General features: G+C 41.6%; 2 protein-coding genes. One reads left to right on the plus strand and one right to left on the minus strand.

Annotation, left to right across the window (positions count from 1 at the left end; all coding sequences use genetic code 11):
• A partial coding sequence (locus tag IQ229_RS21660; protein WP_194047268.1) for a DegT/DnrJ/EryC1/StrS family aminotransferase occupies positions 1-1,098 on the minus strand: 1,098 nt, incomplete at its 3' end.
• Between the two features lie 320 nt (positions 1,099-1,418).
• Here IQ229_RS21660 and IQ229_RS21665 point away from each other — a divergent pair.
• Positions 1,419-2,195 carry an ABC transporter permease gene (locus IQ229_RS21665; protein WP_194047270.1) on the plus strand — a complete coding sequence of 259 codons (777 nt, stop codon included), beginning with the start codon at positions 1,419-1,421 and terminating at the stop codon, positions 2,193-2,195.
• The last annotated feature ends 750 nt before the right edge of the window (positions 2,196-2,945 follow it).

Here is a 2,945-nt window from a genome sequence, read left to right on the forward strand (position 1 = left end):
TGTCAGTTCTGGGAACATAGGCAAGGATATAACTTCATGGCAAGCTTGCTCTGCTATTGGTAAGTCCCCAATTTCATAGCCTAGACTTTGATAAACTGGCTGCAAATGTAAAGGGTGGGGGTAGTAAATCATTGAACTCACGCCCTGTTCTTGCAATTGACTACGCACCCAATCTCGATATTTGGCGCTAGAACCATTGCGCCCTTCGCCAGATATGCGAATAGTGTATTGATTCCACACCCCAATACCCCCAGGTAATTCTTGAGGCGGGACAATTCCCGGAAGTTGACTAAGAAACTGATAGTAATAGTTGGCAATATTTCGTCGGCGATCGTTCCAAATATCTAAATAACGTAACTTAATCTGCAAAATAGCGGCTTGGAGAGCATCTAAGCGGCTATTTACACCGATTTCTTCATGTAAATATCGAACTTTACTACCATGATCTCGTAGTATTCGCAGTTTAGTGGCGATCGCTGGGTCATTAGTCGTTATTGCTCCACCATCGCCGCAACCACCAAGATTTTTGGTAGGGTAGAAACTAAAGCAACCAATATGTCCAATACTTCCTACTTTTTCATCAGCCCAAATCGCGCCTGTAGACTGAGCGCAATCTTCAATTATTGACAAATTGTGAGACTGAGCGATCGCCATTAATGATGTCATATCCACGGGTTGTCCAAATAGGTGAACCGGGATAATCGCTTTAGTTCTGGGTGTAATCGCCGCCGCTACTTGTTCCACATCCAAATTAAACGTAGTAGCGTCAATATCAACGAAAACAGGCTTTGCACCGACGGCGCTAATCACTTCAGATGTAGCAATAAAGGTAAAAGGCGTTGTAATCACTTCATCGCCTGCACCAATGTCCAAAACTCGTAACGCTAAGTAGAGCGCATCAGTACCAGAATTACAAGCCACACATTCAGTAACAGTATTATAAGCAGCAAACTGTTGCTCAAAGCCTTCGACTAGGGGACCGCCAATGTAGCGGCCAGAAGCCAAAACCTCTAAGACAGCTGCACTTACTTCTGCTTCGATGGTGGTGTATTGCTGCTTGATATCAAAGGCAGGGATGGGATTTACACTTTGGATCATGAGTTCTTATTTTATCGGAAGATACAAAGGATGCACTTCGACAGTCAATTTTTGCTGATTGAATTGTGAATCAAAGAGGAGCTACTAAAAGACTATCGCCCAAGATACGCATCTATTAGGGTTTTTACTTAAATTGTGGTATGGGAAACCACCGCACATTTAATTTACAGATAGTAGGCATACTAGGTGTTTGCCATGTTAAGGTCGTACCATTTTGAATTGATGAAAGTGATATATATCAACCAAGATCCAACACATCTGGTCAAAGTTCCAGGAGTGTGTGCTGCTTTGAGAATAAAATACCAGGAGATAGAGAACCCATGCAGGATCTGATCGAGCTGGATTTCGTGGATTTAGCTATTGGTATGGGATTGATGGCGATCGCCATTGGTTTATCAGCCTGGGAAAAATTAGGATTAGAGTTGAACCTAGCCCTTGCTACTGGAAGAACCATCTTACAACTTCTTGTATTGGGATACATTTTAGATTTCATCTTGGCTTTAGACAATGCTTGGGCAGTTTTGGCGCTATTAGCAATAATGCTGACAATTACGGCGATTGTCGCACGAAATCGCATCAGCCAAAAAATTCCTCATCTGTTGCCTTTGGTGTGGGGTGCAATTTTAATTAGTACCGCCGTGACAGTGTTTTACATCAACTTCTTAATCGTTCAACCAGAGAGATGGTACGAACCACAGTACATAATTCCCCTAGCAGGGATAGTCTTAGGTAATGCTACCAATGCAGCTGCGATCGCAGGCGATCGCCTTGTCAGCACCATTAATTCCAGCCATCTCGAAATAGAAACCCATTTAAGCTTAGGTGCAACTCCAAAGCAAGCTGTTAGCCAATATCGCAAAGACGCCATCAAAGCCGGATTGATTCCTACTCTCAATCAAATGATACTCATAGGTATGGTCGCAATACCAGGAATTACCACCGGACAGTTATTAGCTGGTATCAAACCTTTAGATGCTGTCTCCTATGAAATTTTGATTATGTTTATGGTTGCTTTTGCTAACTTGTTGACAACAGTTTTAGTCACAAAGGGGTTGTGTCGTCAATTTTTTAATTCCGCCGCGCAGTTGGTGAGATGAAGAGTGCTGAGTAGGATGAAGGGATTAAGTAAGTTGGCGCAAAAAAAAACAAAGTATGTTACAAAACATAAATAGGCTCAAAACCCTTGCTAATGACCAATGACAAAGGACAAATGACAGCCTTAGCCAGTTAGCTTTAATTGCGCCGACCTACTTAATCTACTCCAAAATAAGTATTTCATTTCCTTGTAGGAGCGCATAGCTAGCTGTGCGCCTCTACAAAGCCTCTACACCTTGAAGTATACGGATATTTTGGGAATGCATCTATCCTATGAAGCATTTTATGCAAAGCATAAATAAATATTTATATGGTTATTTAAAAATCATGTGATTTCAGTATTCAAACCTGACGCTGTAAAGCTGAGAACTCAACGTATTGCAGTCTATCGGAGGTAGCACAACCAAAAGAGGAATGTCATCATTAGGAGATGTACCTTTGGGTAGGGATGTCAAGTAGGTGAAATATTTATTAATATTGTTAATAGATAGTAAATGTAAATTCAGCGTCAGGAATCCGAAAAAATTCCTAATGGCAGGTATTGAGCATCAATCACCAGATTGTTCACCAACGGAACAGAAGATTATGAAAGATCAAAAACGATCGGACTCTAAAGAATTCGTCGGAAATCTCAAGAATGGGATTTGGCTGTTTGGGCTGTCATCCTGGGTATTTGGCATTACCGATCGCAGTATTGCTTCATTTGCAGATGGCTATCTATCTGCTTTGGATTTGACGCAACTATTTACGGC

Origin of the sequence: Nostoc cf. edaphicum LEGE 07299 (assembly GCF_015207245.1) — a bacterium.
In the GTDB taxonomy this organism is placed as follows: Bacteria; Cyanobacteriota; Cyanobacteriia; order Cyanobacteriales; family Nostocaceae; genus Nostoc; species Nostoc edaphicum_B.